17 protein-coding genes are annotated in these 24,731 nt (G+C 67.3%); 12 read left to right on the top strand and 5 right to left on the bottom strand.

Annotation, left to right across the window (positions count from 1 at the left end):
• Positions 1-19 precede the first annotated feature (19 nt).
• Positions 20-1,387 (bottom strand): PLP-dependent aminotransferase family protein, encoded by a 1,368-nt coding sequence (locus P6144_RS19700; RefSeq protein WP_277769532.1) that lies wholly within the window; start codon positions 1,385-1,387, stop codon positions 20-22.
• A 123-nt stretch (positions 1,388-1,510) separates the two neighbouring features.
• Here P6144_RS19700 and P6144_RS19695 point away from each other — a divergent pair, with 123 nt between their 5' ends.
• From P6144_RS19695 to P6144_RS19670, 6 genes are all read left to right on the top strand, one after another.
• Positions 1,511-2,782, top strand: coding sequence for a hydroxymethylglutaryl-CoA reductase, degradative (locus P6144_RS19695; RefSeq protein ID WP_277769531.1), 1,272 nt, complete (start codon positions 1,511-1,513; stop codon positions 2,780-2,782).
• On the top strand, positions 2,779-3,681 hold the full coding sequence (locus P6144_RS19690) for a hydroxymethylglutaryl-CoA lyase (RefSeq protein WP_277769530.1): 903 nt from the start codon (positions 2,779-2,781) through the stop codon (positions 3,679-3,681). Before P6144_RS19695 ends, P6144_RS19690 begins: the two co-directional genes overlap by 4 nt.
• A gap of 562 nt (positions 3,682-4,243) precedes the next feature.
• Positions 4,244-6,340, top strand: coding sequence for a TonB-dependent receptor (locus P6144_RS19685; protein WP_277769529.1), 2,097 nt, complete (start codon positions 4,244-4,246; stop codon positions 6,338-6,340).
• Positions 6,341-6,421: 81 nt separating this feature from the next.
• Positions 6,422-8,092: an amidohydrolase family protein gene (locus tag P6144_RS19680; RefSeq protein ID WP_277769528.1), complete on the top strand. Its 1,671-nt coding sequence runs from the start codon at positions 6,422-6,424 to the stop codon at positions 8,090-8,092.
• On the top strand, positions 8,092-9,435 hold the full coding sequence (locus tag P6144_RS19675) for an amidohydrolase family protein (RefSeq protein WP_277769527.1): 1,344 nt from the start codon (positions 8,092-8,094) through the stop codon (positions 9,433-9,435). Before P6144_RS19680 ends, P6144_RS19675 begins: the two co-directional genes overlap by 1 nt.
• A gap of 9 nt (positions 9,436-9,444) precedes the next feature.
• On the top strand, positions 9,445-10,308 hold the full coding sequence (locus P6144_RS19670; RefSeq protein WP_277769526.1) for an alpha/beta hydrolase-fold protein: 864 nt from the start codon (positions 9,445-9,447) through the stop codon (positions 10,306-10,308).
• A 6-nt stretch (positions 10,309-10,314) separates the two neighbouring features.
• On the opposite strand, the gene P6144_RS19665 is transcribed toward P6144_RS19670, so the two are convergent.
• The 4 genes from P6144_RS19665 to P6144_RS19650 form a co-directional block, all read right to left on the bottom strand.
• Positions 10,315-10,710: a RidA family protein gene (locus P6144_RS19665; RefSeq protein WP_277769525.1), complete on the bottom strand. Its 396-nt coding sequence runs from the start codon at positions 10,708-10,710 to the stop codon at positions 10,315-10,317.
• Between the two features lie 7 nt (positions 10,711-10,717).
• Positions 10,718-11,689, bottom strand: coding sequence for a succinylglutamate desuccinylase/aspartoacylase family protein (locus tag P6144_RS19660; RefSeq protein ID WP_277769524.1), 972 nt, complete (start codon positions 11,687-11,689; stop codon positions 10,718-10,720).
• Positions 11,686-12,711, bottom strand: a complete 1,026-nt coding sequence (locus tag P6144_RS19655) for a threonine/serine dehydratase (protein ID WP_347275838.1) — start codon at positions 12,709-12,711, stop codon at positions 11,686-11,688. The genes P6144_RS19660 and P6144_RS19655 overlap by 4 nt, the downstream gene beginning before the upstream one ends.
• Before the next feature lie 79 nt (positions 12,712-12,790).
• Positions 12,791-14,266: an alpha/beta hydrolase gene (locus tag P6144_RS19650; protein WP_277769523.1), complete on the bottom strand. Its 1,476-nt coding sequence runs from the start codon at positions 14,264-14,266 to the stop codon at positions 12,791-12,793.
• Between the two features lie 99 nt (positions 14,267-14,365).
• Between P6144_RS19650 and P6144_RS19645 the strand changes: the two genes are divergently transcribed.
• The 6 genes from P6144_RS19645 to P6144_RS19620 all read left to right on the top strand — a co-directional run bounded on the left by P6144_RS19645 (position 14,366) and on the right by P6144_RS19620 (position 24,730).
• The gene (locus P6144_RS19645) at positions 14,366-15,292 is read left to right on the top strand and encodes a LysR substrate-binding domain-containing protein (protein WP_277769522.1); all 927 of its coding nucleotides are present in this window, start codon (positions 14,366-14,368) and stop codon (positions 15,290-15,292) included.
• Positions 15,293-15,662: 370 nt separating this feature from the next.
• On the top strand, positions 15,663-18,479 hold the full coding sequence (locus P6144_RS19640; RefSeq protein ID WP_277769521.1) for a TonB-dependent receptor: 2,817 nt from the start codon (positions 15,663-15,665) through the stop codon (positions 18,477-18,479).
• 180 nt (positions 18,480-18,659) lie between these two features.
• Positions 18,660-20,153, top strand: a complete 1,494-nt coding sequence (locus tag P6144_RS19635) for a sulfatase-like hydrolase/transferase (RefSeq protein WP_277769520.1) — start codon at positions 18,660-18,662, stop codon at positions 20,151-20,153.
• A 6-nt stretch (positions 20,154-20,159) separates the two neighbouring features.
• On the top strand, positions 20,160-20,732 hold the full coding sequence (locus P6144_RS19630; protein WP_277769519.1) for an RNA polymerase sigma factor: 573 nt from the start codon (positions 20,160-20,162) through the stop codon (positions 20,730-20,732).
• Entirely contained in the window at positions 20,716-21,657 is a 942-nt protein-coding gene (locus P6144_RS19625) for a FecR domain-containing protein (RefSeq protein WP_277769518.1), read from the top strand. Before P6144_RS19630 ends, P6144_RS19625 begins: the two co-directional genes overlap by 17 nt.
• Before the next feature lie 79 nt (positions 21,658-21,736).
• A complete protein-coding gene (locus P6144_RS19620) occupies positions 21,737-24,730 on the top strand; it encodes a TonB-dependent receptor (RefSeq protein WP_277769517.1) in 2,994 nt (997 codons plus the stop codon).
• Position 24,731 lies beyond the last annotated feature (1 nt).

The raw sequence follows: 24,731 nt of genomic DNA, 5'->3' as shown, positions 1-24,731 counted from the left end.
GAACAATGACGTAGAGGTTCTAGCGCCGCGCCTTCTCGCCAAGCCACGCCAGGAACGCCGGATCGCTGCCATAGGCGACGTTCACCCGCATCGCCGGCTTCGGGTGCTTGGCAGTCGAGAAATTGGCGGCCGGCGCGATGAAGATGCCGCGATCGGCCGCGTCATGGATCAGGCTCTCGTCGCCCATATGCTCGGGCAGCTCGATCCACAGATAGAAGCCGCCGCCGATCGGGCGATTGATCTCGAAGCCGCAGCCCTCGAGCGCCTTCACGCTCTCGGCCGTCGCCTTGCTCGCCCGGGCGCGCAGCCGGCGCAGGTGCTTGAGATAATGGCCATGCTCGATCAGCTGATAGATCAGCCGCTCGTCATGCGCCGAGGTGGAAACGGTGGTGATCACCTTGAGCTCGTTCAGCTCGGCGGCCAGCATGGGCGACGCGGCGAGATAGCCGGTGCGCAGGCTGCCGGCGAGCGTCTTGGAGAAGGTGCCGATATAGATGACGCGGTCGAGCTGATCGAGCGCGGCGAGGCGCGGCGCAGTATAGGGCAGGATGTCGGCGAAGGGATCGTCCTCGACCACCAGCAGCCCGCATTCGGTGGCGATCCGCAGCACCGAATAGGCGGTGCCGAGCGTGATCGAGCCGCCCGTCGGGTTGTGCGCCAGCGACTGGGTGAAGAACAGCCGCGCGCCGTTCTTGCGCGCCTTGGCCTCGAGATCGGCGATGTCGGGGCCGTCGTGCCGGCGCGCGACACCCACGGCATTGGCGCCCGCGAGCGCGAGCTTGGCGAGCAGCGGGTAATAGCCGGGATCGTCGACCAGCACGGTGTCGCCCGGCGCGACATAGCGGCGGATCACCAGGTCCATCGCATGGTTGGCGCCGTGGGTCATCAGCAGCTGGTCGCTGCCGCAGGCGATGCCGCGTTCGGCCAGCGCGCCGCGCAGCCGTTCGCGCAGGGGGGCGTGGCCCCAGCTCGAATTGTAGGAATCGCCTTCCTGGAAGCGCTGATAGGCAAGGTAGCGGCGCAGCTCCGAAGTCTCGAGCCACTCGCTCGGCGGGCGGCCGTCGCCCGGGCGGATCGGCAGCCGGCGGTCGAGCTGCTCGGCGAGCAGCGAGACGCGGTCGGTGGCGGCGGCGAGCGGGGCGGAGCGATCCTTGTCCGCCGATGCGGGCACGCGGACGACATAATAGCCCGAGCCGGGCTTGGCCTGGAGGATGCCCTGGCCGACCAGCCGCAGATAGGCTTCGACGATCGTGTTCTTGCCCACGCCGAAGCGCTGCGCCTCGTCGCGGATCGAGGGCAGGCGCTGGCCGGGACGCAGCGTGCCGGCGCGCAGCTGCATCAGGATCGAGTTGATGACGAAGTCGATCTTCAGTGGCGGCGATGACATCGCGCGGCGTCTCCTGGCAAAGCGTGCCTCGTCCCTATCAGATTGTCCGCAATTGTACCTGCATCAAATCGGGGGGCGCCGCTAGCAGTGTGTGGAGCAAGGGGCTTCAGAGAAAGAGCGGCAGTGAGCGAGAAAACCTCCCGTATTTCCGGATTTCACACTTGGAGCGTCGAGGATCGCATCGCGCGCGTCGCCGATTTCGCAGGGCTGGGGGAAGGCGAGCGCACGCAGCTCGCCGCGCCGTCGAACATCGGCGCCGAGCTTGGCGATCACATGATCGAGAACTTCATCACCACGATCGCGATTCCCGTCGGCGTCGCGACCAATCTCAAGGTCGATGGCCGCGACGTGCTGGTGCCGATGGCCACCGAGGAATCCTCGGTGGTCGCCGCGGTCGGCAATTCGGCGCGCCAATGCTATGAGAGCGGCGGCTTCACCACCTCGATGTCGGGCACCGAGATGATCGCGCAGATCCAGCTGCTCGACGTTCCCGATCCGCACCGCGCGCGCCTCGTCATCCTCGAGCGCCAGGCCGAGATCGCCGAGATCTGCAATGCCTGCGACCCGGTACTGGTGCGCCTCGGCGGCGGCTTTCGCGGGCTCGAGGTGCGGCTGGTCGATACGCCGACCGGCACGATGGTCGTCACCCATATCATCGTCGACACGCGCGACGCGATGGGCGCCAACGCGGTCAACACGATGGCCGAGCGGCTGGCGCCCGATATCGCGCGCTGGACCGGCGGCACCACGTTGCTGCGCATCCTCTCCAACCTGGCCGACCGCCGCGTCGTCCGCGCCCGCGCGACCTGGACGGCGGAGGCGATCGGCGGCGAGAAAGTGCGCGACGCGATGGTCGCGGCGTACCAGTTCGCCGACAACGACCCCTATCGCGCCGCGACGCATAACAAGGGGATCATGAACGGCATCTCCGCGGTGGTGCTGGCGACGGGCAACGACACGCGGGCAGTGGAGGCCGGGGCGCATGCCTATGCCGCGCGCACCGGCCGCTATCGCAGCCTGACCACCTGGGAAGTCACGGCCGAGGGGCATCTCGCCGGCGCGATCGAGCTGCCGCTCGCAGTGGGCCTTGTCGGCGGCGCGGTGAAGATCCACCCGACCGCGCGTGCGCTGCTCGCCATCCTCAAGCCGGGTTCGGCCGAGGAGCTGGCACGAGTCATCGCTTCGGTGGGCCTTGCCCAGAATTTCGGGGCGATGAAGGCATTGGCGACCGACGGCATCCAGAAGGGGCACATGTCGCTGCACGCGCACAACATCGCCTTTGCCGCCGGTGCGGTGGGCGAGGAGGTGGGCGAGGTCGCCCGCCGGATCATTGCCGCCAAGGCGATCAACGAGGAAGCCGCCGGCCGCGCGCTCGCCGACCTTCGCGGGCAATGAGCCGGCCGTCCAAGGTCCGCATCGTCGAGGTTGGCCCGCGCGACGGACTGCAGAACGAGCCCCGAACCGTACCCGTCGCACAGCGCATCGGCCTGATCGATGCGCTGTCGCAGGCCGGCCTCTCCAGCATCGAAGCCGGCAGCTTCGTCTCGCCGCGCGCCGTGCCCCAGATGGCGGATACCGACCAGGTCCTGCGCGGCATCGCCTATGCGCCGGGCGCTCGCTATCCGGTGCTGGTGCCCAACGCGATCGGCATGCGGAATGCGATCGCGGCCGGCGCACGCGAAGTCGCGGTGTTCCTCTCGGCGACCGAGAGCTTCAGCCAGCGCAACATCAACTGCTCGATCGAAGACTCGCTGGAGCGCGCCGCCGAAGTCGCGGCAATGGTGGTGCCGCACGGCATCCGCGTGCGCGGCTATGTCTCCTGCGTGCTCGGCTGCCCCTATGAAGGCGCGGTGCCCGTCGCTGCCGTGGTCCGCGTCGCCGAACGCCTCCAGGCGCTGGGCTGCTACGAAATCTCGCTCGGCGACACGATCGGCGTCGGCACGCCGCAACAGGCACAGGACATGGTGCGCGCCGTCGCCCAGGTTGTGCCGGTCGAGCGGCTCGCGCTGCATTTCCACGATACCTATGGCCAAGCGTTGGCGAACGTGCTGGCCTGCCTGGAGACCGGCGTTTCCGTGGTGGACAGTGCAGCGGGCGGCCTGGGCGGCTGTCCCTATGCCGCCGGGGCGAGCGGCAATCTCGCGACCGAGGACCTGCTCTACATGTTGGAGGGGCTGGGCGTGGAAACGGGCGTCTCGATGGCGCGCCTGCTCGATGCCGTCGCGCTGATCGCCGGCGAACTGGAAATCGCGCCGCGATCCAAGGTGTTCGCCGCCCGCTACGAGCGGATCTGAGGGGGCTGGCGAGATCCGGCGGCGCCTCTTTCAGCCCGTGGAATTGAATGCGACGGGTGAAGCGGCCCCTGCTGCTCCCCGGCGAAAGCCGGGGCCCAGGGTTTCTCTGCCGTATCGTCTGTGACCCTGGGCCCCGGCTTTCGCCGGGGAACAGCCAGGGTGCTGATCCTGCCTGATGTCGATACGGTTCAGGCCCCGCCGCGGCGGCTCACCCATCTGTCCTGCCAAATTACCCGAATTGCGAATGGAAATCCGTGTGCCTTTCGGGTGACACCGGTGAGGATATTTGTACCGAAATGGAATTGTACCCTACTGGATATGGATACGATCTCTTGTGATCACCCGGAAATTGTCCCTCGGATGTCTGTCGCGCTTCTGTAACCTTCCTCTTGCTGATGCGAAACCGGTGACGGGCCACAGAGCCCGGGTCCGATTGCCGCGTCACTCGATAGCGATTGGCTTGGGAACCCGCGCGCCCTGCAGGCAGCATCCATATGCTGGGGCGTATCATCCGGAGGCCCGGGACGATCGACGACAAAACATCGATCCCATGGGGGGAATTATGCTTCGTTCGTTCAAGCGTGTGCTGCTGACGACATCCGGGTCCTTCACTGCGATCGCGCTGCTCCATCCGGCCGCCGCGCTCGCCCAGACCGCTTCGGCCCAGGCCGAGCCCGCTGCCCAGGCACAGGATTCCAACGAAATCGTGGTCACCGCGCAGCGGCGCGAGGAGAGCCTCACCAAGGTTCCGATCTCGATCGCCGTCCTTTCGGGCGCCACGCTCGACACCTCGTCGGCCGAAGGCGTCGTCGAGGCGCTGCGCTCGGTGCCCGGCGTCACCACCAGCCAGTATTTCCAGGGTGGCGGCTCGGGCGTCACCGTGCGCGGCGTCACTGCCAACGCGCCGACGCTCAACGGTTCGAACCCGGTCAGCTATTATCTCGACACGGTGCCGTTCAGCTTCGTGAAGTCGGCGATCGCGCCGGATTCGAACGCCTTCGATCTCCAGCGCGTCGAAGTGCTGCGCGGCCCGCAGGGGACGCTCTACGGCGCCAGCGCGCTGAACGGCGTGGTCCGCGTCCTCACCAACGATGCCGATCTGGGCAAGATCGATTTCAAGGCCCGCGGTGCGCTGTCCTATACCGAGGAAGGTTCGGTGAACTACCGCGCCGACGGCATGATCAACGTGCCGATCGTCGAGGACAAGCTCGGCGTCCGCCTGGTCGCCGGCTATACCGACAATGACGGCTGGCTCGATCGCCCGAACAAGGACAATTTCAACACCTCGCGCAACTTCTCGCTGCGCGCCAAGGTCGGCATCCAGCCGGTCGAGGACCTGCGGATCGACTTCTCCTACTGGCGTGCCCGCGACAGCTATGGCGGCCCCTCGATCGGTAACGAGGACTATTTCCGCGGCACCCGCGTGCCCGAGCCGATGTCGATCGACTATGACTCGCTCGGCCTGAAGATCGCCTACGACATGGGCGGCGTGACGCTGACCAACTCGACCGGCTATCTCACGCTCGATAACAACGGCATCTTCGACTACGCCGGCACGATCTTCAACACGACGCTGACCAGCGAGTTCAAGACCAAGATCTTCAGCAACGAGACGACGCTCAGCTCGAACGGCAGCGGTTCGTTCACCTGGAGCGTCGGCGGCAGCTATCGCTCGGCGCGGGACGAGCTGATCCAGGCGACCGATCCGAACTTCTTCAACTATACCGGCATCGACCGCTCGAACGCGTTCGCGATCTTCGGCGAGGCGACCCAGGAATTCGGCCAGCTCAAGCTGACCGGCGGCCTGCGCTACTTCAAGGACCGTGTCTCGGCGCGCGCCGAAGTGCCGGTCGCTGCGCCGGTGAAGGCGAACTTCAGCGCCGTCACGCCGCGCGTCGTGCTCAGCTGGCAGCCCGCTGCGACCACCAACGCCTATGCTTCCTACTCGCAGGGCTTCCGCAGCGGTGCGCTGCAGTTCCAGGGCCTGGTGCCCGCGAGCTTCCCGACGCTCAAGCCTGACCGGCTCAACAACTATGAGGTGGGCCTGAAGACCGGGCTGGGCGGCAACCTGACCTTCGAGGGCGCGGTCTATTATATCGACTGGCAGGACGTGCAGCAGTCGCTGCGCATTCCGTTCAACCAGGCGGTGGTCACTGCGCTGGTCAACGGCACCTCGGCCAGCGGCTTCGGCGTCGATGCCAAGCTCACCGCCCGTGTCACTCCGGCCTTCACGCTGTCGGTGGCGGGCAACTGGAACGACCTGACGCTCGATGCGCCGGTGATCTCGGACGGCGTCGCGCTGTTCGACAAGGGCGACCGGCTCAACCGCTCGCCGGCAACGACGATCGCGGGCACGGCCGACTATGCGTTCTCGATCGGCGGCCGCAAGGCGAACCTGTCGGGCGCGCTGAACTACACTTCGCCGCAGGAAGACCGCACGGTCAGCGGCGGCGTGCGGCTCACCTCGCGCGGCGAAGACCAGCTGATCGGCAGCGTCCGCTTCGCGGTCGAGGCATCGGACCATGTCCGCGCGACGCTGTTCGTCGACAACGTCACCAACCAGAACCACTTCATCGTCGGCGCTGCGGGTATCGGCACGCGCGACTTCGATGTCCGCACCCGTCCCCGTACCTTCGGCATCCAGCTCGAATATCGGTGATCGGCGCGGGTATGGATTGATGCAGTTTCCTGCGCATCGATCCGTGCGTAGAACGAATGTGTAGAACAAGGAGGTCGGACCGTGCCCTATGAGATTTCGCGACGGGGTTTCGTCGCTTCAGGGGCAGCAGCGATGCTGTGCGGTCCGGCCTTCGCCGAAGCGGGCACCCTCGACATTGCGCTGATCAATGCGCGGGTGTGGACCGCGGGCGGCGCGATGTCGGATGCCGTGGGCATTGCCGGCAATCGCATCGCCGCTGTCGGATCGCGCGCGGTCCGCTCGGCCACGACCAAGCGGACGCGGGTGATCGATTGCAAGGGGGCGTTCGTCATGCCCGCCTTCACCGATTGCCACACGCACTTCCTGCTCGGCTCGCCCAACCTGACCCAGCCCGACCTGCTCGAGGTGCGCTCGCGTGCCGAATGGGTTGAGCGGATCGGCAAGGCGGTGCGCGACGTGCCGCAGGGCCAGTGGCTCACCGGCGGCCCCTGGGACGAGCAGCGTTTCGGCGGCCAGCTGCCGCGCAAGGAGTGGGTCGATCCGGTCACCGGGGATATCCCGATCGCGATCCCGCGCACCGATCTCCACTCGCTGTTCCTCAATTCGGCAGCACTCAAGGTTGCCGGCATCGATCGCAACACCCCCGATATCCCCGGGGGGGTGATCGAGCGTGACGAGCGCGGCGAGCCGACCGGTGTGGTCAAGGACAATGCGAAGAGGCGGGTGCTCGAGGTTATCCCGCCGCCGACCGAGGCGATGATCGAGCAATATATGAAGCGCGGTATCGAGAACGCGCTGAGCAAGGGTGTCGCGCAGGTCCACAATACGGAGATCGACTGGTCGGTGCAGGACGCCGCCCGGCGCCTCCGCGCCAAGGGCCCCACCGGGCTGCGCTTCTATTCCTTCGTTCCGCTCAGGGACTGGGAGAAGATGCATGCGCTGGTGAAGGCCGAAGGGCGGGGCGACGACTGGGTGCGCTGGGGCTCGCTCAAATGCGTGTCCGACGGCTCGCTCGGCGCGCGCACCGCGCGGTTCCACGAGCCCTATACCGACGATCCCCACACGCGCGGCGTGTGGACCACGCGCGTGGAGGACATGCGCGAATGGATACCCGCGGCCGATGCGGCGGGCATGCCGATCACCACCCACGCGATCGGCGACGAAGCGAACGATACGGTGCTCGACATCTATCTCGATGCCGCCCGCCGCAACGGCGCGCGCGACCGGCGCTTCCGCATCGAGCATGCCCAGCATCTCAGCCCGGGCGCCTGGAACCGCATGGCGAAGCAGAAGATCATCGCCTCGGTCCAGCCCTATCATGCTGCCGATGACGGCCGCTGGGCAGTCAAGCGGATCGGCGAGGAGCGGCTCGACCGCACCTATGCCTTCCACACCTTGCTCAAGGCCGGCGTGACCACCTGCTTCGGTTCGGACTGGCCGGTCGCGCCGATCGATCCGCTGACCGGCATCGATGCGGCGGTGACGCGGCACACGATCGACGGCGCCAACCCCAATGGCTGGCATCCCGAGCAGCGCATCTCGATCGAACAGACGCTCACCGCCTATACGCGCACCGCCGCCTATGCCGGCTTCACCGAGGATCGCATGGGCCGGATCGCGCCCGGCTATCTGGCGGACCTGGTCGTGCTCGATCGCGACCTGCTGACCGTGCCGACCGACCAGTATCTCAAGACCGGCGTGCTGCGCACCTTCGTCGACGGAGTCGAGCGCTTCACGGGTGCAGCGGCATAATGGCGATGAACCTCAGCCGCCGCACCGCGCTGGGCGGGTTGCTGGGCGCGCCGTTGCTCGGCGCCGCCCGCGCCCCCGATCCCGCGACGTCGACGATCCTGATCCGCGGCGCCTATCTGTTCGACGGCACCGGCAGCGCCAGGCAGCCACGCAACGTGCGGATCACCGGCAACCGGATCGACGCGGTCTCGGCCGGTGACATCCCGGTGCCCGCCGGCGCCACGGTGATCGACGGGGCAGGGCAGACGCTGATGCCCGGGCTCACCGATGCGCATTGGCACATGGCGGCGGTGAAGGGCGTGCCCTGGATGGGGGCGGAGGATCCGGTGGGCGTCGCGCTCGTGTTCAAGGATGCCGAGCGCCAGCTACTGCGCGGCTTCACCACGGTGCGCGACACCGCAGGATCGATCTTCGGCATCCGCGATGCGATCGATCGCGGCATCATGCCGGGGCCGCGCTGCTATCCGAGCGGGGCGCCCATCTCGCAGACTTCGGGGCATGGCGACTTCGATCCGTCGGACGAGCTGCCGCCCACGCTCGGCGGCGCGGCTTCGCGCTATCGCCGCTCGGGGATGACCGCGGTGGCGAACGGCGTGCCCGAAGTGCTCGCCGCCGCCCGCCAGCAGTTCAAGCGCGGCGCCACGCAGATCAAGATCATGGCCGGCGGCGGCGTCACGTCGGACTTCGATCCGATCGATACGCTGCAGTTCACTCCCGAGGAGCTGCGCGCGATCGTGCAGGCGGCGACCGACTGGGGCACCTATGCCTGCGCCCATGTCTATACCGCGGCGGGCGTGCGGCGCTGCCTCGAGGCCGGGGTGCTCTCGATCGAGCATGGCCATCTGATCGACGATGCCACTGCCGCGATGATGGCCGCGAAGGGCGCCTGGCTCTCCACCCAGCCGTTCGAGAATGGCGACAACATCCTCAGCCCGGCGCAGATGGAGAAGGCGCATGAATCGCTCGGCGATGCCGGCTGGCGCTCGAGCGTGGGGCTGGCGAAGAAGCATGGGGTGAAGGTCGCCTTCGGCACCGACCTGTTCTCGCGCACCGCGGAATCGCGCACCGAGAATGCGATGCTGCCGCGGCTCGGCGCGATCTTCTCCAATGCCGAGGTGCTGCGCATCGCCACTTCGGGCAATTGCGAGCTGTTCGCGCGCTGCGGCAAGCGCAATCCCTATCGCGCAGCGCCGCTCGGCGTGGTGAAGGAAGGCGCCTGGGCCGACCTGCTGCTCGTCCGCGGCAATCCGCTCGACGATCTGCGCCTGCTCGAGGACCATGCCCGCAACCTGCTGCTGATCGTCAAGGACGGCACGATCTACAAGAACCAGCTCGCGGCCTGAGGAGTGAAGATGCGCCCCTTTTCCTGTCTCGCCGCGCTGGCATTGCTTGGTGCCGGTCCCGCGCTCGCCCAGACCGCGCCGGCTCCTGCTCCCGCCTATGTGCTGCCCGGTACCGAGACCTTCGATCTCACCGCCAGGGAGGGCGGGCAGGGCTATCGCATCTATGTCTCGAAACCCACCCAGCCGGCGCCGGCGGGCGGCTTTCCGGTGCTCTATGTGCTCGACGCCAACGCCTTCTTCCCCGGCTTTGCCGGCGAGCGGCGGATCGAGGAATTTGCCAAGGAAGCGGGCGGCGGGGTGATCGTCGTCGGCGTCGGCTATCCGCACGACCAGGTCTATGACATCCCGGCGCGCACCAATGACCTGACTCTGCCCTGGACCGCGAAATGGCCGGCTGGCCAGCCGGTGGTGAAGACCGGCGGCAACGAAGTCTTCGCGCATTTCCTGCTCGACCAGCTCCGCCCCGAGATCGCGCGCCGCTATCCGGTCGACGCGAAGCGCCAGTCGCTGTTCGGCCATTCGCTCGGCGGCCTGTTCGCGCTGCACATGCTCTATACCCGGCCCGACGCGTTCGAGGCGATCATCGCGGCCAGCCCGTCGATCTGGTGGAGCGACAAGGCGATCCTGGCGGAGGAGAAGGCCTTCACCGATCGGCTGGCTGCAGCGAAGCCGGCCGGGCCGGTCAGCCGGCTGATGCTGTTCGTCGGCGAGAAGGACCCGATGATGATCCCCGCCGATGCCGAGGCGCTGAACGGTCGCCTCGCGGCGCTTGGCCTGTCGTCGCGGTTCGAGAAGCTTGCGGGCGAGACGCACATCACCGTGCCCTATCGCGCGATCACGCCGACCTTCCGCTTCGTCACCGCCAAGCCCTGAGGCGGATCAGCCGCGCGAGCGGACGGCGACGCCCTCTATCTCGATCAGATAGCCATAATGCAGCTCGGGGACCGGCACGACCGCACGGGCAGGGCGGTGCTCGCCCATGCGCGCGGCATAGAGCCGGTTGAACCGCGGCCAGTTCTCGATCCCGACGACATAGACGGTGACCTTCGCGACGTCCCCGGGCGCTGCGCCCGCCGCCGCCGCGACGGCGAGGAAGTTGTCGAGCGCCACTTCGGCCTGGGCGTCGAAGTCTCGATCGGCGGTGTGGCCGCCGTCGGGCAGGATCGGCAGCTGGCCGGAGATGAAGACCAGGTCGCCCACCGCGACTGCGGCGCTGTAATGGCCGCCCGGCGGGGCGGTGGCGGGGCAGGCGATCGGCTCGATGGCGTGGGTCATGCGTTCCTCATGCGATTTCGCTGACATGGCCGAAGCGAACCGCGGTCACGCCGGGTTCGGGTTTATTGACCGGGAACATCAGGAAGCAATCGTCGAATGGCGTGCGCACCTCGCGATCGCCGTCGAGCGCGACCAGCGTGCCGGCCTTGGCGATGATCTCATCACCGCGAAAGGGCTGGGCGAAGCGGAAGTCCGCATCGTGGATCGTCACCGTCTCGGTCGAGCGGACCAGGCGGAAGGGGCGGGTCTGCTCGCGCAGCCGCGGCAGGCCCAGCCGGCTGGGATCGGCCATCTCGAACCCGGTCAGCACGCGCCGGATGAACTCGAGCGCGAAGGTCACGCTCTCCGCCGCCCACCAGCCGCCGCACTCGACCACCAGCGCGACCTGGTGGCTCGCCGGGTCGCCGAAGCCGCGATAGTCGCGCAGGCGCAGCCCCGCGTCATGGCCGCGATCGGTGACCATCAGCGTCGGCGCGCCGATGCGGCGGACCAGCTCCACCCCCTGCGCCACCTTTTCGGGCTGGCCGGTGCGCCCGACGATCACCAGCGGCTCGGTGGGGTGCGACATGGCGTGGAGGTCGAACAGGTAATCGGCCTCCTCCGCCAGTGGTGCCAGCGCGCGGGCACGGTCCAGCTCGATGCTGTGGGCATCGCTGTCCAGCTTGTCCCATACCCGGTTCATGTCCTGATCGACGAAGCGCCGGCCAAGCGGGTTGTCGCGGTCGATCGAAGCGAAGGCGGAGATGTTGGCGAAGCTCATCGTCAGCGTGCCGCGTTCGGGCCGCAGCCCGCGGCGCAGCAGATGATCGAGCGCGATCGCGCCGCATATCTCCTTGCCGTGGGTGATCGCGTTGATCCAGACATGCGGCCCCGGCCGGCGGGACTTGTACGTCCACACATAGTCGATTCCGCGATTGCCGGCGCGCCACCGCGCAATGTCAGGCCGGGCGATCTCGATCGGATAGTCGAAACGGTTCATGCGCCGACGCCGAGTGCCCGGGCGAACATCTCCGCCTCGATATTTCCGCCCGAGCAGACCACCGCGATCGTCCGCCCTTCGCTCGGAATGCGGCCGAACAGCACGCTGGCGAGCGCGACCGCGCCGCCCGGTTCCAGCACCAGCTTGAAGTGGCGGAAGGCGAAGGCGACGGCGTCGAGCGCTTCCTGATCGGTCACCGCCAGTCCGCCCGTCAGCGTCTCGCGGTTGATCGCGAAGGTGAGCAGGCCCGGTTCGGGCGCGAGCAGCGCGTCGCAGATGCTGCGCGCGGAAGGATCGTTGGCCAGGCGTCGCCCGGCCTCCAGCGAGCGCTGATGGTCGTTGAACGCCGCCGGCTCGGCGCACCAGATCCGCGTGTCGCGGGTCAGCTCGCGGATCGCCAGCGAGCAGCCGGCGGTCAGCCCGCCGCCGCCGCAGCAGATCACCACATCGTCGAGCCGGGCGCCCACGTCACGGGCTTGGCGCACCAGCTCCAGCCCGGCTGTGCCCTGTCCGGCGATGATGTGGAAATCGTCGAACGAGGGGACCAAGGTCGATCCGCGCTCGCGCGCCAGCCGTGCGGCGATCTCCTCGCGGCTTTCGGTGAAGCGGTCATAGGTGATGATCTCGGCGCCATGCTCGCGCGTGGCGGCGACCTTGATCGCCGGGGCGTCGGCCGGCATCACGATCGTCGCGTGGATGCCGAGCAGTCGCGCCGCCGCGGCCACGCCTTGGGCGTGGTTGCCCGAGGAGAAGGCGACCACGCCGCGCGTGCGCTCTTCCGCGTCGAGCTGCACCAGCCGGTTGAACGCGCCGCGGAACTTGAACGCGCCGCCATGCTGCAGCACTTCGGCCTTCACCAGCAGCCGGCCGCCCACCAGCCGGTTGACTGCATCGGATTCGAGCAGCGGGGTCTCCACCGCATGGCCGGCCAGCCGCTCGGCGGCAGCGGCGACATCGGCGAAGCGGGGGAGCTCGGCGGCGGTCGGCTCGAGCGTCTCGATCGGGGAGGCAATAGCGGTCACAGCGCGGCCTCGCGCGCTTCACGGTATGGATGCATGGGGTACTCCTGCGGGGAAATCGACGCGCCTTGGGGCGCGTTCTTCATTGTTCGGGCTTGTCGAAAATCGTCTTGGGCAAGGCGATCGTCGCCGGCAGCTCGGGTTTGCCGCCTTCAAGGAACTTGCGGATCGTCGGGCGCATCGGCGCCCATTGCCGGTAGAGTTCGTCGAGCACCGGATGGGTGCCGCCCTCGACATGGGCGAAGGCGCCGTTGCTGAACCAGCGGGCGGTGACCTCGGCATTCTCCAGCGGCGTGTTGGTGTCCCAGGTGCCGTGGAAGATCAGGATCGGAATGGCCGAGCGCACCGGCGAGCGGAATTCGGCGCCCAGATCGGGGGCGTGCCACAGGTCGCAGGTGGCGAAATAGCCTTCGTTGATGTCGCCCAGCACCTTGGCCGCGGGATCGGCGAGGATCTGGCGCCGGCGTTCGTCCGAGATGCCGGAGGCGCAGTCCATCATGAAGTGCATCGGCCCTTCGATGCCGATCGTGCGCTCGTCCAGCGCCTCCTTGGCGAGCTCGCTGTAGTCGCCGCGATACATGCGCAGGACGAAGGCTGGCCAGGGTGATTTGTCGCGCGCGCCGTGCCGGGCGATCAGCCGCACGTCCTCGCCGCTCAGCGTGATGCTGCTGCTCTTGCCCTTGGTCGTGACGGTGACGGTCACCGGCTTGGCATCGAGCCGCTGTTCCACGGTCTTCAATGCCGCGATCAGCCCGCCCGCAGGCATCGCACCCGCCAGCTCGGGCGCGGCTTCTGCTGCCGCGGCGATGCGCGAGAGCGCGCCGAGCGTGCCCGAGGGCACGTCATAGGTATCATCGGGGCCTTCGATTCCGCGCAGCACGACGCGGTCGATGATCTCGGGATGGCGGCGCATCAGCGACAGGCCGAGATGCGAGCCATAGCTGCCGCCGACCAGCGAGATCCGGTCATAGCCCAGCGCCTTGGCGAGCTGGACGACGTCGTCGCCATTCTCCGGCGTGGTGAAGGCGGTCAGGTCGATGCCGCGCCCGGTCCAATAGGCCTGGCAGGCGGTCGCGATCTTGCGCATCGCCGCGATCCGTTCCTCGGCCCTGGCGGGGTGATCGAGCGGCAAGGTGACCGTGTCCGGGCAGGTCATGTGCGGCAGCGAGCGGCCGCCGCCGCGCTGGTCGAAGAAGACGACGTCGGCGAACTCGGAATAGAAGGCGACGTCCGCCTGGCCCGTCGGCTTGTCGAGCCGGTCGAGTGCGGAATCGCCGGGGCCGCCGGCCAGGAAGAAGATCGGCGACGCGCCCGACGGGTGCCGCGCCTTGTAGCGCTCGAACGGAATGGTGATCGGCGGCCCCCCGGCCTTGCCGTGATGCTCGGGCACGATCAGCGTGCCCGCTTCGAAATCGAGCCGCTCGCCGCTCTTCAGCACGCGCTGTCCGGGGATGAGCTTCAGGTCCTGCGCTTGCGCGCCGGCCGCCGCCATCGCCAGCGTGATCGCTGCCGCGCACGCCCCCAGTTTCCAGTCCTTCCGCTTCTTGCCGATCGTCACGATTTGCGCCCTCCACTTGCTGCGGAAATCATCGGCCGATACCCTTCAGGAGCAAGTCAGATCGCTTGAACCGACAGTTAAGGGCGCTGGAACAGACGCATGCGGATAAATCTGGACCTCGAGCTGCTCCGCACGCTCGTTGCCTTTGCCGACACCGGCAGCTTCAAGCGCGCGGCCCAGCTCGTCTATCGCTCGCAGCCCGCGGTGAGCATGCAGATGCGGCGGCTCGAGGACCTGCTCGGCCACGCGCTGTTCACCAAGCAGGGGCGGGGCGTGACCTTCACCGAGAAGGGGCTGCAGCTCGTCGCCCAGGCCCGCCAGATCGTGATCGCGCACGATCGGCTGGTCGATCAGATGCACGGGGCGAAGGTCGAGGGTCGGGTGCGGCTGGGCATCCCCGACGATTATGCCGTGGTGATCCTGCCGGCAGTGCTGCGCCGGCTGAACGCGCGCTTCCCCGGCGTGAATGTCGACATCGTCGCCAATACCAGCCCGGTGCTGGTCCAGATGCTCGCCGCGGGCGATCTCGATCTCGCGATCCTCGCCGCCGCCAATCCCGAGCCCGAGGATCTGGTGCTGCGCCGCGAGCCGATCGCCTGGGTCACCTCGAGCGAGCACGACACGCATCTGCGCCGGCCGCTGCCGCTCGCCTTGTTCGCCGACGAATCGCCGATCTACCGCGCCACCATCGCCGCGCTCACCGGCCGTTCGGATGCGGAGGCGCTCGATTTCCAGATCGTGCTGCGCAGCAAGAGCGCTTCGGTGCTCGTCGCCGCGGCGATGGGCGGCTTCGCGGTGGCGACGATGGCGCGCTGCGTCGTGCCGGTCGGCCTCACCATCCTGTCGGAGCGCGACGGGGTGCCCGATGCCGGCCATATCCATGTCGTGATGCGCGCCACCCAGGACAGCCAGTCGCTGGCGACCTCGCGTCTGACCGGCGACATCCTCGACAGCTTCCGCGGCGATCCCGTCGCCTTCGAGCCGCCGGCGCTGCTGCTCGGCCAAGGGCCGGACGCCGCCGAATGAAGCTTCGGTTCCAGCGCCCTTAACTGTCGGTTCAAGCGATCTGACTTGCCCTTGAACCACATCGGTTGAACATTCCATCCACAGGGGTGGAAATCGCGGTCGGCCTGCGGGAGCAGTCGATTGCCGGGCCGGCGCTTCGCGACGCCGGTGCCTCCCCGATGAAGTGACGTTCGACAGATAATGATCCCCGGTCGCCGAGCCGAAGGGCCGGTCGGGGCGTGAGGGGCTCCTGAACGGAACGATCTTTCGCGTGCCCTTTCGGCACGCCCGACGGTCCACGTCTCGGACATGGGACGTCTCCGACATGGGAAAATCTTGATAGAGCGAGGGAAACATGGGGTTGCGAACGAGACTGTACCTATCGACCGGCATGGCCGCGGTTCTGACGATTGCGGCGGCAGCGCCGGCGCATGCCCAGGATCGCGGCGCCGACGCGCAGGACGAGCGCAAGAAGGATGACGAGATGATCGTCGTGACCGGATCGCGCCTGCGCCAGCTCGCCATCGATACGCCCACGCCGGTGCGCACCGTCGAAAAGGAAGACCTGGACGAGCATGGCTATGCCGATCTGGGCGAGGCGCTGGCCGATGTGCCCGGCGTCGATGTCGACTACAGCCTGTCCAGCGGCCAGACCGATACGAGCAACAGCGGCCTGTCGTCGGTGGAACTGCGCGGCGCCGGCCGCAGCCGCACGCTGACCCTGATCGACGGGCACCGCACCGTCTCGGAAGCGTCGAACGGCATCGCGGTCAACATGGCGACGCTGCCGACCTTCTATGTCGAGCGCGTCGAGATCAGCACCGGCGGCGCCTCGGCCGTCTATGGATCGGACGCGATCGCCGGTGTTGTCAACGTGATCACCGAGAACAACCTCAACGGCATCAAGGCGCGCGTGCAGGGCACCGCGACCAACGACGGTGCCGGCGATTCGCGCGAATATTCGTTCGCCGCCGGCCACAAGTTCTTCGACGACCGGCTCTATGTGATGGGCGCGGTCACCTATCAGAAGCAGGACCCGCTCCAGGGCGCCGATCGCGACTGGGCGCTGAAATCGGTGAGCTACAGCCAGAGCACCAACAAGCTCACCACGCCGAACGTCAGCGGCGACATCCCCGGCGGCCTGTTCCTCAGCAAATATTTCTACAACGGCTCGGGGCTCCAGTCGAACTATGTGTCGAGCGTCAACGGCTATGACCTGCGCACCCGCGATCCGATCGTCATGTCGCGGGAGAATCTGAGCACGGCGTTCAAGATGCGCTACGATTTCAGCGACACACTGCGGCTCACGGGCAGCGTGCTCTACTCGCATATCGAGACGTTCGGCGCCCGCTCGTCGGCCAGCCTCGAATATGGCGACGACTATGGCGACAGCGGCCAGTACACGGTCGGCCGCATCCCGCTCACCAACCCGTTCATCCCCGCCGCCATCCGCGCTGCCGCGCCGGCGAGCGGCGTCACCTTCGGGCGGCGCATGGACGAGCTCGGCCCGCTCGGCGCGCGCAACAAGCGCGACACGCTGCGCGGCTGGCTGGGGCTCGAAGGCAAGGTCTTCGGCGATTGGGAATGGGACCTGACTTATGGCTATGGCCGCTACAAGCAGGACCAGGTCCGCGAGAACGGCGTCAACTATGCGAATGTGCACAACGCGCTGAACGTCACCACGATCAACGGCGAGATCGTCTGCGCCGATGCCGCCGCCCGCGCCGCCGGATGCGTTCCGCTGAACCTGTTCGGCCTCGGCTCGGTCACCCCGGCGATGGCCGACTATATCCGCGACAATGCCGAATATGTCGCGGTCAACCGCCAGGACACGGTGAGCGGCAACCTCACCGGATCGCCCTTCGCGCTGCCGGCCGGGCCGGTCCAGGTCGCGATCGGCTTCGAGCTGCGCCGCGACGCCACCAAGAGCCACAGCGACGCGATCACCGATGGCGGGCTGAGCTTCTGGGGCTATATCCCGTCCTACGACAAGAGCATCAAGTCGGCGGGGCTCTATTCGGAAGTCTCGGTGCCGCTGCTGCGCGACACACCCTTCTTCTACCGGCTGACGGTCGACGGCGCGTTCGGCGTCACCCAATATGACCTGCCCAATGTCGGCACGACCTATTCCTACCGGGTCGGCGGGCAGTGGCGGCCGGTGAAGGGGCTGGGCTTCCGCGGCACCTTCAGCCGCGCCGAGCGCGCGCCGACGATCACCGAGCTCTACGCGCCGCTCCGGATGGACACCGATGACGTGAACGACCTCTGCAACGGCGTGACCGCGACGACGGCGGGCACGATCGCGCAGAACTGCCGCGCCAATCCCGGCATCGCCGCGGCGATCGCCTCCGGCGGCGCCTTCCACGCCTCGGGCGCCGACATCAACCTGCCCGAGAGCGGCAATCCCGATCTGATGCAGGAGACCGGCTACACCTTCACCGCCGGCATGGTCCTCAATCCCGGCGGGATCTTCAACGGCTTCCAGGCCAGCGTCGACTATTGGGACATCCGCGTGAAGAACGCGATCCGCGAGATCGAGCCCGAGGACGTGCAGTTCATCTGCTATTCGTCGCCGGCGGGCCAGGCCAGCGCCTATTGCGACAAGATCACCCGCGGCGCCGATGGCCAGCTCACCGGCATCCTCAACCAGGTGATCAACGAGGAGCAGATGCGCCGGCGCGGCATCGATTTCGCGCTGTCCTACCGGTTCAACCTGCAATCGCTCGGCATTCCGGGCCGCTTCAACCTGACCGGTTCCTACACCCACCTGCTCGAACTCACCGCGCAATATCGCACGGCAGAGGGCGTGGAGGTGCTCGACGGCGCAGGCGAAGTGGGAGACTCGACCGACGTCGCTCGCGCGAGCTTCGGCTGGACCATGCCGCGGTTCAGCCTGAAATGGACCACCGCCTATATCGGCCCGGCGCTCGACGACAATTCGGAACCCGCCGAGTTCGCGGCGCGCGGGATCACCAATCCGCTGTTCCTGCACGTGCCGTCCTACACGAGGCACGACATCAGCTTCAGCCTCACACCGTCGCTTCGCAACCCGAACCTGCGGTTCTACGGAACGGTCCGGAACCTGTTCAACAAATACGGCCCGTTCCTTCCCACCGGCACCGACAGCGGCAACCGCAACAACTATAGCGCTGTCTATAGCGCGGTACTGGGGCGCACCTTCACGGTCGGCGCGCAGCTGAAGTTCTGAAACGGGCAGCGGCGGGCCGGGGATCGTCTCCGGCCCGTCGATCGCCGCCTTCCAGCCTGAAGTAGAAAATCTTCAGCTAGGAATGATAATATAAATCATTGCAGGACTCGGCCCCGATGCTATGCTTCGGCCCGTACTGGCAGCGCGGAGCATATCGCGCAGGGGTAACGGGAGGCAGCGATGAAGGGCAGGCGGACGACGCGGTTCAGGTTCGGTGCGGGCTGCGCAGTCGCGGCCCTGGCGCTGACGGCTCTTCCGGCGAGCGTTGCCGCCCAGACCGCGCCGGCAAAGCCCCCGGTCGCCAAACCCGCTCCGGCCCAGCGCGCGCCCAACATCCTGTTCGTGCTGGTCGACGACATGGGCTTTGCCGATCTGTCGGTGATGGGCAACCGCAAGGTCCAGACCCCCAATATCGATCGCCTGGCGCGCGAGGGCGTGCTGCTCACCAAATTCTACGATGCCGCGCCGATCTGCTCCTCGTCGCGCGCCGGCTTCCTCACCGGTCGCTATCCGGCCAGCGTCGGCTTTGTCGGCATCACCGACACGCGTGCTCGCGATGCCGAGATCGGCCAGACGAACTTCCTCGATCCCAAGCTGCCGACCCTGGCCAAGCTGCTCAAGGGCGCCGGCTATGCCACTGCGCATATCGGCAAATGGCATTTGGGCGGTGGCCGCGACATCGACGATGCGCCCTGGCCGACGGCCTATGGCTTCGACCAGAGCTTCACCACCTTCGAAGGGCTCGGCCCGCGCGTGCTGGTCTCCGATCAGGAGCGCTTCCTCGCCGAACAGTCGGACAAGCTGGGGCAGGGCGCCCGCTTCTGGGAGATCAAGACCAACCTGACGCGGCTCTATGCCGACATGACCGTCGATTTCGTCGCGCAGCACGCCGACAGGCCGTGGTTCGTCAACCTCTGGCTCAACGACGTCCATGATCCCTGGGCGCCCGACGATGAGTCGCTTTCCGAAGTGATGGGCAAGGGCGAGAGCTCGGACGACGACCGGTTCCTCGCCAGCCTGGTCAAGATGGACAAGACGCTCGGCCGCCTGTTCGACCGGCTCGACCAGATGGGCCAGCTCGAGAACACGCTGGTGATCTTCACCTCGGACAACGGCCCCTCGGGGCTCCAGCGCTATTATGGTCCCAACAGCACCGCGCCCGGCAGCGTGGCCAATCTGCGCGGCCGCAAGCTCAGCCTCTACGAAGGCGGCATCCGTCAGCCGCTGATCCTCTATTGGCGCGGCCATATGAAGCCGGGCACCCGCGACGAGACGACCGTGGGGCAGGGGGTCGATCTGATGCCGACGATCGCCGCGATCGTCGGCGCGAAGGCGCCGGCGGGCAGCGACGGCGTCGATCTTTCCCCGGTGCTGCAGGGCCAGCCGGTCACCCGGCGGGCACCGATCTTCTGGGCGTACGGCAGGGAAGGCGCGAAGGCGCAGCCCGGCCAGCCCTATCGCCCGCAGGACAAGTCGCCGCGCTATGCGATCCGCGACGGCGACTGGAAGCTGCTCGCCAATGCCGGCGGCGCCGATGTCCAGCTCTTCGATATGGCGGCGGACCCCATCGAATCGCGCGATCTTGCCGCAGAGCGGCCTGAAATCCGCGATCGCCTGCTCGCCCAATTGCAGAACTGGATGCGCGGCCTGGCATCGGCTCCGGGGAAGAACTAGAAGCCGATGCGCACGAACCGGGAGGCTCTGGCAGCATGGGTGGGGCGGGAGATCCTGCCGCACGAGCATGACCTGCGAGTCTGGCTCAGCCGGCGATTCATCGAGGCGATCGAGGTCGAGGACATTGTGCAGGAATGCTATTGTCGTCTCGCCCAGCTGCGCGACGTCGATGCGATCGACGAGCCGCGCGCCTATCTCTTCACCATTGCCCGCCGCCTTGCCGTGCAGCAGCGCCGCCGCGCCTCGGTCGTGCGGCTGGAGACGCTCGATCACGAGATCGAGATGCGTGCCTGGGACGATACGCCCGGCCCCGATCGCATCGCCGCCGCGCGCCAGGAACTCAACCGGGTGAAGGCGGCAATGGCGACGCTTTCCGATCGCGCGCGCCGCATCTTCATCATGCGCAAGGTCGAGGGGCTGAGCCAGAAGGAGATCGCGGCGACGCTGGGAGTGAGCGAGGCGATCGTCGAGAACGACGCCAGCCGCAGTCTGCGCGCCGTGCTCAAGCAGCTGACCATTCCCAATGACGAACCTGCGTTCGCGATGCGTGAGGAGGGACGCCGTGCCCGATCGCATTGAACGCGAAGCCGCCGCCTGGGCGTTGCGCCATCCGGTCGCCGCTGCCGATCGGGCCGAACTCGATGCCTGGCTGCGGCGCAACCCGCGGCACGAAGGCGCTTTGCTGCGCAGCATGGCCGGGCTCAGCGTCATCGAAAACACGCTGGCGCCGAACGTCGATGCTGCACCTCGTCGCGGCAAGGGCGTGTCGCGGCGCTGGATGCTCGCGGGCACGGGCGGCGCGCTTGCCGCCTCGTTCGCCGGGGTGCTCGGCTGGTCGCATCTGAACAGCCAATATGTCGCCACCGAGCGCGGCGAGATCCGCCGCCTGCCGCTGGCCGATGGTTCGGTCGCGACGATCAACACCGCCAGCGCGCTGCGTATCACCATGGCGCGCGACAGCCGCCGCATCGCGCTCGAAGGCGGCCAGGCCTGGTTCCAGGTCGCCAAGGATCGCACGCGCCCCTTCATCGTCGATGCCGGCATCGCCCAGGCGCGCGCGGTGGGCACCGCCTTTTCCGTCAGCCGCGGATCAGACGGCGTGCAGGTTGCCGTCACCGAAGGTACGGTCGCCGTCTGGCAGCCCAATTCCTCGGGCGAGATGACGATCCTCAAGGCAGGCGATTGCGCCACCTTCCGCCCGGGCGTCGCCACGCCTTCGGTGGTGACGCAGCCCGCGAAGATCGAGCGCGCGCTTGCCTGGCGCAATGGCGACATCGCGCTCGAGAACGAGACGCTCGGCGAGGCAATCGCGCAGTTCAACCGCTATAATCGCCAGCAGCTCGTGCTCGCCGATCCGTCGCTCGCCCATGAGCGGCTGGTCGGGCTGTTCAAGCTCGACAAGCCGGAGAATTTCGCGGCGATGCTCAGCGCCTCGCTCAATGTCGAGCTGACCTTCCGCGGCGACGAAATCCGCCTCTCGCGAAAAAGATTCCCCGCGCGCTGACGGAAACGTCGCGCACTCCGCTCGTGTATCCATAGAGCGTCTGTCGATGGCGCCGAACGACCGGGGAGGGAATTGGATCATGAGTCGCGCACACACGTATCTGCTGGCCAGCGCCGCCATCATCTGCGGCACGGCGCCCGCGGCACAGGCCATGGCGCAGGTACGACGGTTCGATGTGGCGGCGCAGCCGGCCAGCTCGGGCATCCCGCTGTTTGCGCGGCAGGCGGGGATCGAGATCCTCGCGCCCAGCTCGATCGTCGACGGCATCTCGATCAACCGCGTGCAGGGCACGATGGACGTCGCCGCGGCACTGCGCGTGTTGCTCGCCGGCACCGATCTCGTGCCGGTGATGAACGGCAACGGCGTCATCCTCAAGCGGCGCGCGGCCGATCGCAACATCGCCTATACCCAGTCGGCTCCGGCCCAGAGCACGCCCGCCACGCCCGACGCCGGCACGCAGGCAGTGCCGGAGGAAGATCCCTCCCAGGCGATCGTCGTCAGCGGCATCCGCCGCAGTCTCGAGACCGCGCAGGCGGTGAAGCAGGAAGCCGATCAGATCGTGGACTCGGTGGTGGCCGAGGATGTCGGCAAGCTGCCCGATGTCACCGCGGCGGAATCGCTCGCGCGCATCACCGGCGTGCAGGTCACCCGCGCCGAGGGCGAGGCGTCGGGCACCCGCGTGCGCGGCCTGCCGGACGTCACCACCACCTATAACGGCCGCGACATCTTCACGGCGCAGGGCCGCTCGGTCGCGCTCCAGGATTTCCCGGCGAGCAGCATCGGGCGGATCGACGTCTATAAGTCGGGCAGCGCCAATCTTCAGGAAGCCGGCATTGCCGGGCTGGTCGACGTCCGCTCGCGCAAGCCGTTCGATTTCAAGGGCACCCGCATCGTCGGCGGCGTCACCGGGGTGCACTGGTACCAGTCGCAGAAGCTGGCGGCAGACTTCAACCTGCTCGCCAGCACGCGCTGGAAGACCGGCATCGGCGAGATGGGCCTGCTGGTCGAAGGGTCGCTGACCAACAACAATTTCCTCGATTCCGCGCGCAATGTCAGCCAGTCGATTCTCTATCGCACCACCGCGCCCGGCACGGTGGCGGCGCCGATCCGCTATCCGTCGTTCGTCAACATCGTCTATACCACCGGCAAGCGCTGGCGCCCGTCGGCCTCGGCCGCGTTCCAGTGGCGCCCGGCCCACAACCTGGAAATCTATCTGGACGGGCTGTTCCAGGGCTATCGCGCCCAGAACGAGAACCGCAACCTGACGATCAACAGCGGCCCCGCGGCCGTGCTGTCGAACGTGGTCTATTTCCCCGGCACCAACCTTGTGCAGAGCATGACCGCGACCGGCGGCGGTTTCCCCACCGGGGTGCAGAACGCGATCGATGCGCACACCGACACCTATCAGGCGGGCGGCGGCTTCATCTGGAAGCCCGGCCGGCTCAAGATCACCGGCGATCTGGCGCTGACCGATTCGACCTACACGCAGCGTGTCTTCGCCTTCAACTACACGCTGCAATCGGCGCCCAGCCGCAACTTCAACTTCGATACGAGCACGGGGGCGGGCGGCGGCACCGTCACGCTCAACAATTTCGATCTGTTCAACCCCACCTCGTTCCGCATGACCGGCATCAGCGAGACCGGGCAGCGCAACCATGGTCGCGACGTGCAGGCCCGGCTCGATCTCGAAGCGCCGGTGAGCTTCCTCGGCATCGACAAGATCCAGACCGGCATCCGCTACAACAACCGCGATCTCGACGCGCGCAACGTCTCGCGCACCGGCACCGCACCGGCGGCGCAGCTCTTCACCGTGCTGCCGCTCGAATATAATTCCGCGCCGGCCGGGTTCGGCGGCGACGATGTCGACACCATCCATAGCTGGCTCACGCCCACGCGCGACAGCATCCTCGCCCAGGCCGATACGCTGCGCACGATCAGCGGCGTGGCCAAGGGCGCGCCTGCGTTCGGTGATCCGGTCTATACCGGCAACGAGAAGGGCTATGCCGCCTATCTCCAGGGCCATTATGCGATCGACATCGGCGTGCCGATCGACGGCCTGATCGGCCTGCGCGCGGTGCGTACCGAGGACACGATCAACGGCATCCAGCGGGTGACGACCGGCTCGGGCTCGACTGCGGTGACGACGATCAGCCCGATCACCAAGAGCAACAGCTACGAAGACTATCTGCCCAATGTCAGCGCGCGCGTGAAGTTCACGCCGAAATTGCAGCTGCGCCTGGCGTTCACCCAGACCCGTACCCGGCCGTCGTTCGACAACCTCAATCCGTCGATCACGGTAAGCGCCACGGGCACCTGCACCGGCACCACCGCCACTACCTGCTCGGCGGCGTCGAGCGGCAATCCGAACCTCCAGCCGGTGCGCTCGACCAATTACGACGCGTCGCTCGAATATTATTTCAGCCGCAGCGGCGCGATCACGGTGGGCGCGTTCCACCGTGACATCACCGGCTTCATCAACACCACGTCGAGCGTGATCGACGATGCGCAGTACGGTACGATCCAGGTCAGCCGGCCGGAAAATGGCGGCAAGGGCCGGATCTCCGGCGTCGAGGCCGGGTTCCGGACGTTCTTGCGGGCGCCATGGATTCCAAACTTCCTCAGCAATTTCGGCGTGCTGGCGAATTATACCTATCTCGACCACAAATCCGAGCTGTCGCAGGCGCTGTCGGCGACGCTTCCGGGCATGCAGCCGATCGCCGGCGTTTCCAACCACATCGCCAACGGATCGGTGTTCTACGAGAACAAGTTCTTCTCGGCCCGCGTCTCGTACAATTACCGCTCCAAGTTCGTGGTCAGCTACGACCAGGTCGTCGATCCCGATCCCGCATCCACCCTGCGCGCGCTGCCCACCACCGAGGATGGCCGCGGCACGCTCGACCTGTCGAGCACGCTGAGCCCGACCGAGAATGTCACGCTGTCGTTCAACGCCACCAATCTGCTCGGCGGCGCGGCGCGCAACGCCCGCGTCTTCAACGCAGCGGGGCAGAGCTATGTCTGGCAGACCCGCTTCCTCGAGACGGTCTATCGCCTCGGCGTGCGGGTCCGCTTCTAAG

This window comes from Sphingomonas sp. HITSZ_GF, assembly GCF_029543155.1.
GTDB lineage: Bacteria > Pseudomonadota > Alphaproteobacteria > Sphingomonadales > Sphingomonadaceae > Sphingomonas.
Note: the sequence above shows the minus strand (reverse complement) of the source record. Positions and strands in the feature narration are given on the sequence as shown.

Coding starts and splice junctions, on each gene's coding strand:
- P6144_RS19620 (WP_277769517.1), top strand. CDS start 21,737: ATGAGTCGCGCACACACGTATCTGCTGGCCAGCGCCGCCATCATCTGC.
- P6144_RS19635 (WP_277769520.1), top strand. CDS start 18,660: ATGAAGGGCAGGCGGACGACGCGGTTCAGGTTCGGTGCGGGCTGCGCA.
- P6144_RS19640 (WP_277769521.1), top strand. CDS start 15,663: ATGGCCGCGGTTCTGACGATTGCGGCGGCAGCGCCGGCGCATGCCCAG.
- P6144_RS19645 (WP_277769522.1), top strand. CDS start 14,366: ATGCGGATAAATCTGGACCTCGAGCTGCTCCGCACGCTCGTTGCCTTT.
- P6144_RS19670 (WP_277769526.1), top strand. CDS start 9,445: ATGCGCCCCTTTTCCTGTCTCGCCGCGCTGGCATTGCTTGGTGCCGGT.
- P6144_RS19675 (WP_277769527.1), top strand. CDS start 8,092: ATGGCGATGAACCTCAGCCGCCGCACCGCGCTGGGCGGGTTGCTGGGC.
- P6144_RS19660 (WP_277769524.1), bottom strand. CDS start 11,689: ATGAACCGTTTCGACTATCCGATCGAGATCGCCCGGCCTGACATTGCG.
- P6144_RS19700 (WP_277769532.1), bottom strand. CDS start 1,387: ATGTCATCGCCGCCACTGAAGATCGACTTCGTCATCAACTCGATCCTG.
- P6144_RS19685 (WP_277769529.1), top strand. CDS start 4,244: ATGCTTCGTTCGTTCAAGCGTGTGCTGCTGACGACATCCGGGTCCTTC.
- P6144_RS19630 (WP_277769519.1), top strand. CDS start 20,160: ATGCGCACGAACCGGGAGGCTCTGGCAGCATGGGTGGGGCGGGAGATC.
- P6144_RS19665 (WP_277769525.1), bottom strand. CDS start 10,710: ATGACCCACGCCATCGAGCCGATCGCCTGCCCCGCCACCGCCCCGCCG.
- P6144_RS19690 (WP_277769530.1), top strand. CDS start 2,779: ATGAGCCGGCCGTCCAAGGTCCGCATCGTCGAGGTTGGCCCGCGCGAC.